The organism is Staphylococcus croceilyticus, assembly GCF_002902575.1.
Lineage (GTDB): Bacteria > Bacillota > Bacilli > Staphylococcales > Staphylococcaceae > Staphylococcus > Staphylococcus croceilyticus.
In genome coordinates, this window is record NZ_PPRD01000011.1 from 45,464 (window position 1) to 51,488 (window position 6,025).

5 protein-coding genes are annotated in these 6,025 nt (G+C 33.8%); 2 read left to right on the forward strand and 3 right to left on the reverse strand.

The annotated features are described in order from the left end of the window. Positions 1–60 precede the first annotated feature (60 nt). The gene (locus tag CD128_RS02685) at positions 61–1,563 is read left to right on the forward strand and encodes a serine hydrolase (protein WP_103328540.1); all 1,503 of its coding nucleotides are present in this window, start codon (positions 61–63) and stop codon (positions 1,561–1,563) included. 85 nt (positions 1,564–1,648) lie between these two features. Then, positions 1,649–2,506, forward strand: a complete 858-nt coding sequence (yidC, locus tag CD128_RS02690; RefSeq protein WP_103328541.1) for a membrane protein insertase YidC — start codon at positions 1,649–1,651, stop codon at positions 2,504–2,506. 189 nt (positions 2,507–2,695) lie between these two features. On the opposite strand, the gene CD128_RS02695 is transcribed toward yidC, so the two are convergent. The 3 genes from CD128_RS02695 to CD128_RS02705 form a co-directional block, all read right to left on the reverse strand. Continuing rightward, the gene (locus CD128_RS02695) at positions 2,696–3,169 is read right to left on the reverse strand and encodes a DUF1440 domain-containing protein (protein WP_103328542.1); all 474 of its coding nucleotides are present in this window, start codon (positions 3,167–3,169) and stop codon (positions 2,696–2,698) included. A 142-nt stretch (positions 3,170–3,311) separates the two neighbouring features. After that, positions 3,312–4,244, reverse strand: coding sequence for a 2-dehydropantoate 2-reductase (locus tag CD128_RS02700; RefSeq protein WP_103328543.1), 933 nt, complete (start codon positions 4,242–4,244; stop codon positions 3,312–3,314). Positions 4,245–4,435: 191 nt separating this feature from the next. Further along, on the reverse strand, positions 4,436–5,836 hold the full coding sequence (locus CD128_RS02705) for an MFS transporter (protein ID WP_103328544.1): 1,401 nt from the start codon (positions 5,834–5,836) through the stop codon (positions 4,436–4,438). Positions 5,837–6,025 lie beyond the last annotated feature (189 nt).

Here is a 6,025-nt window from a genome sequence, read left to right on the forward strand (position 1 = left end):
TCACAGTTATATATTTAAGTTGTTCACTATATAGAATGTTATTTAAAGGAAATAGAAAGAATGAAAAAGAAATTATTGATAAGTGGTACTATTTTGCTCATTATTATGGCTATCATTTCAATAGGTATTAAAAAGAAACCTAGTTATTCTATGTTTAGCCCATCCTCTCAAATTTATATTGATAAAATGGTTACAAATGAAATGAAGGATGATCACATTCCTGGTATGTCGGTGTTAATTATTAAACATAACAAAGTGTTTCTTAATAAAGGGTACGGCTACGCTAACATCGATAAGAAGATTAAAGTTTCTCCAAAGACACGTTTTGAAATTGCATCTAATACTAAAGCATTTACTGGCTATGCCATCATGCAACTAGTAGAAGACGGTAAAATTAAACTAAATGATAACGTAAGTAAGTACATACCTGGATTTTATATGAAGTATAAAGGTAAGAAAGAAGACATTACTGTTGATCAGTTAATCGCACAAACAAGTGGTATCCCTGGCGGTATTACTGATAACGATAAAATCACTAAAAAGAATAATAATTTAGCTGGTATAGTCGAGAGTATTAAAGGACGTACACTTGATACGAAGCCTGGCAAACAGTTCCAGTATTCCAATATGAACTACGACATGTTAGGCCTCATCGTACAAAATGTTTCTCATGAATCTTATTCAAATTATATAAAGAATCATATTTTCAAACCATTGAATATGCGTCACTCAACTACTAAAGAAAGTAACGACAAAAAAGCATACGATGCTCAAGGATATAAAGTGAAATATAGTAAGCCTTATGCTTATAATCCAGATTTCAATCTTGGTGATAATCCTGCTGCTTATATGATGACAGGCACTAAAGATTTAGAACCTTGGATTCGTTTCCAACTCAACACACATTCTAAGCAAAGTACATTAATTAAAGAAACGCATCAACCTAAAGTTGAAACCGAACAAAAATCTGCGCCAACAAGTTATGCTACTGGTTGGTTCGTAGACGAGAGTGCGAAAGATAAATTGGTTTATCACCCTGGCACATTAGAGAACTATTCATCATATATTATTTTAAACCCTAAAAAAGATTACGGCATCGTTGTGCTTGCGAACGCCTATTCTAAAAATGTTCCAGAACTTGCACAGCATTTAAACACTCAGATGAGTGCGAATCGACATGTCACAACACTTCAAAATTTAATCAATCAATGGCAAGGTATTATTATTGCGCTCACAGTTATCATATGCCTAGCTATTATTAGTGTTTTAGTGTTCATTTACCGACTCATTGCTAAACATAAACCTGTACAGTTCAATTTTAAATCACGTAATAATAAACTACGAATCTTGATGTTGGTATTGGCCTTTGCACTGACTATAGGCATCATTCATTTATTACCATCGATTGTTCTAGCTAATACAGACTGGCATTTCATCATGTCGTGGCTACCTACTTCTGCTAAATTAGCATTAATGAGCATACTCATACTTTTAACAAGTTTATTCGCATTTTTATTCTTGAACATTATAACAACCACCTCTAGCTCAAAAGATAAGAAATAGTTAATATAAAAAAGTATGAAATATGTTAAGCTAATCATACTAAAGACTAAGATTATTAAAGACCTCAATGCATAGGAGTAGAGACATGAAAAAGAAATGGTCCTTATTCTTTATGAGTCTAATCATCTTACTAGCAGGGTGCGATTATTCTCACAAAGAAGATCAACATGGGTTCTTTTACACAATATTTGTCAGACCAATGGATGCGTTACTACATTTTTTAGGACGCTCATTCCATGATAATTATGGCTTGGCAATTATCGTTATTGTGCTGATTATCCGTCTTGTGTTGATGCCTTTAATGTTTGTTCAAGTTAAAAATATTCACGTCGTTCGCGGCAAAACAAAAGTTGTTAAACCTGAAATCGATAAAATCCAAGAAAAAATTAAACAAGCTAAAACACCTGAAGAAAAAAGTGCAGCAAATAAATTATTAATGAAAAAATACAACGATTACGGTATCAATCCATTTAAGAATTTAATTGGAACATTACCTATTTTAATTCAAATCCCTATCTTATTAGGGTTATATACTTGCATTAAATATCCAACAAGTGGCGGTATTATTCAACATCCTCACTTCTTATGGTTTAACTTAATGCATACGGATATCGCTATGACTTGTATCGCTGCCTTCCTTTACTTTATTCAACCATTAGTGAACTCCATTCACTATCCTAAGAATGAACGTAGATCGTATTACGTCATGATGATTTTATCTCCATTATTTATCATCTACGCTTCTCTACAATCTGCTTCAGCACTTAGTTTATATTGGGCGGTAAGTGCAACATTCTTAATTATTCAAATGCATTTTGCACATAGTCACTATGCTAAGATTGGTAAAGCTGAAGGTGAAAAGTTAAAACAACGTATTGAACGCCAACGCCGTGAATCAGATACACCATCGCAAACAGAACCTACACAAGAGAAAGAACAATAAATTCAAATACAAAGGGAGCTGAAACCGCAATGTGTTTCAACTCCCTTTTCATTATTAATCCTTTATTTCATTTAAACGTTGCACTAATCTTGTGCCAATTAATCCAGTCGCGCCTGTTACAAATATTTTAGCCATGCTTTATACTCACCTTTCTATCTCTTTTTTGAAAATGAATATCCAAACTTGTACTTATTTTCCAGAAGTTCGAACTAAATCAATGGTATTCATCCATACAATATGACCTAGCAATTCTGAAATACGCTCTTCAATTGGCAAATCTTTAACTGGAGGCGTCAATTGCAGTTTCGGTAAAATATATTCATGGAATGCGATATGCACGGCTATACCGAATAATGAACCTTTTAAAGCCGTAACCTTTGAACATTTTTCAGCTAATAAACCATAAGCGAATGCATTAGCTACTGAAAAACCATAATGAATGCCCATTACTGTCACAGGAACATCATTTCCGTTGTAGCGATACGTTGCATTCTTAATATTCTCAGGTAACTCTAATTTATTGAGTAATGTCATTGGTGGTGGCTCTTCATCGCGTTCAGGAGTTCTAGGAGGCACTAGACCTTCCCAGCCCATCTTTACAGCACCACTTAACAGGCCGCCTACAACACCAGTCATAAGGATACGTTTCGTTGTTTGATTCATTATTATCACAACTCCTATTTTGTCGATAATCTTTTCAATTATTTATGGTTTTACCCCAAAATTCAAATTTTTAAAAGTAAATATAATTAAAGCCTTTGAATATCACATTTACATGCAACTTCAAAGGCTGAAAATATTTGGCTTATTTCGCGTGTCGTTGTTCTTCTTTAGCATGAACCATATTAGCTACAAATTGGTTAACTGGCGCCTCGATATGATGTTCCGCACCTAATTTAGCCACAGCGCCATTAATATAGTCAATCTCAGTTAAACGATTATTATTAATTAAATCCTGATACATTGATGGGAAATGAGGCCCTACTTTATCGTTTAAATCGATAAGATAATTGTAAACTTCATCTGCGTTTAAATGTACCCCATCCACTGTCGCAACTTGAACAATTTCTTGAGTGATTTTATAAACAAGTTTTCTCGCATAATCACTTTCATTTAGATTAGATAAACGACATTCTAAAATAGTACATAATGCATTTGCCGTACCATTTACACAAATTTTCTTCCAAATTGATTGTTGTAAATCTTCGCTTTTATGAGGATTAAGTTTTGCTTTTTCTAAAATATCAAATACTGTATCCACATTAGGTCTTCCTTCTTCTACAAATGCGCCAATTTCAACAGGACCAGCGCCCATCAAATGCGTATGTCCTGGAGACTCTAAACCAGCTGTCCAAGTTGTTACACCTCTTACAATGCGCGCTTCATCAACATAGTTTGCAATTTTACGCTCATGTTTTAAGCCATTCATCGTACAAACCATAATCGTGTTGTCATGAATGTGCGATTGAATATGTTGTAACATGTCTTGAAGTTGCATGGCTTTAGTGAATAAAAAGATAACATCATACTTAGCATCCTCAGGTATTTCCGTATCTTGGTACATAGGAATATTCAAATGGTGTTGTTCTCCATTAATATCAATATGTAAGCCCTCATTTTTGACGGCTGAAGCTTGAGGTTCCCAACCATCAATTAAGGTTACGTCATAACCTTGTCGATATAACATTGCGCCAAATCCACTACCTAACGCCCCTGAACCAGCAATCGCTATTTTCATATGTCATAACTCCTTTTTTTGTTAATGATGATTTTAAAATACTACTTAGCCTATTATCAGTCAATATTATTTGCTAAATATTCTTAAATTTCAGATAAATAAATCCTCTCTTTTTTATTGAAAAATGGGAACGACACAGAAATCTGGTTTAATAAAGGATTCCTATATCATTCCCATTTAAGGATATAATATTAAATTTTACCTACTTTTTTAGGAACTAAGAATAAGATTGTAATGAAAGCAGTTAAAGCAATACTTGCGTTGAATATTACCCCAGCTGCGCCACCAAGTTGTAAATTCATTTGTGAAGCGCAAAATCCGTAAATTGTACTAGACATCGCTACACCAAAGGCATTTCCTAATGAAGATGCCATCTTATAAACACCAGATGCTACCCCAACTTTATCGTCAGGTGCTTCAGCAACTGCTGTATCTGTTGAAGGTGTCGCGTATGTACCTAAACCAATACCAAATAATAAATAACCTATAATACTTGAAATAATATAAGCTACATTTGGTAAAAATGTTAATGATAGTAATAATAAACCAACAAAGGTAAAGCCACTACCCATTAATAATGGTCTTCTTGCTCCTTGTTTTTGTAATAACTTTTCACCTACACGTATCATGATAAGTACAGCTACAAGATACGTAATAGAAATGAGACCTGCTTGTAATGAGCTAAATCCTAATTGACTTTGATAGTATGTGTTAACAACAATTAAAGTACCACCAGCAACACCATTTAACATAAAGTTAGAAAGCGTCGCACCACTGTAGCCTTTATTCATAAACAAATGAAAATCAACTAGTGGATTTTCAGCTTTAAGCTCACGAATGATAAATAAAATCCCAGCCACTAAGAATACTGCACCTAGAGATAAAATCATTGGTGAGAATAATCCACGATCAGCGGCTTGTGTCACCATAACATTGACACTCAATAATGTAATTACAAGTAAAATAAGTCCCATTACATCAAATTTTGCTTTATTATCTCTTCCTTCAGTTTCTGGTTCATATTTCGTTTCAGGCGTGTGTTTAATTAAGAAGATGGCTAAGATAGATAATACAATTGATACAATAAATATCCATTGCCAACCAACTGTAGAAGCCATAAATCCACCAAATAGTGAACATACACCACTACCGCCCCATGAACCGATTGACCAGTAACTCACTGCACGTTGTCGTTCTTTTCCAATGTAATATTCATTAATAATCGCAAGTGTTGATGGCATAATAAACGCGCCTGATAGTCCCTGTAACGCACGTCCTATTAATAATAACCAAGCAACTGGCGCAATAATTAATAATAATGAGCCAATAATACTCAAGGCTAATCCTAAGTAGGTCATCTTAACGCGCCCAAATTTATCAGCAATATCCCCGGCGCCTACAATAAATAAACCTGAGAATAATGCGGATAAACTCACCGCAATATTGATTGTGCCCATATCTGTATTAAATGACGATTGTAGCGTTGGAACGACATTTACAAGAGATTGAGCGAACAACCAAAACGTAAGTACCCCAATAATAATTCCTATGAGTAGTCTATTATCTCCCCTAAATTCTTTTGAAGACTCCATTTGAAAAACTCCTCCTCATATACCCTAAAAACTAAACCTAATTAGTTTATATTAAAAACCTTATCATAATTACGCTTAAATGGCTTCACAAAATACTTTATTTTTTCAAATTATGATTAATTTGAATATATAAACTCATCTATATTAATAAATTTCATATTTTCGTAATTATAAGTAATACTTTACACC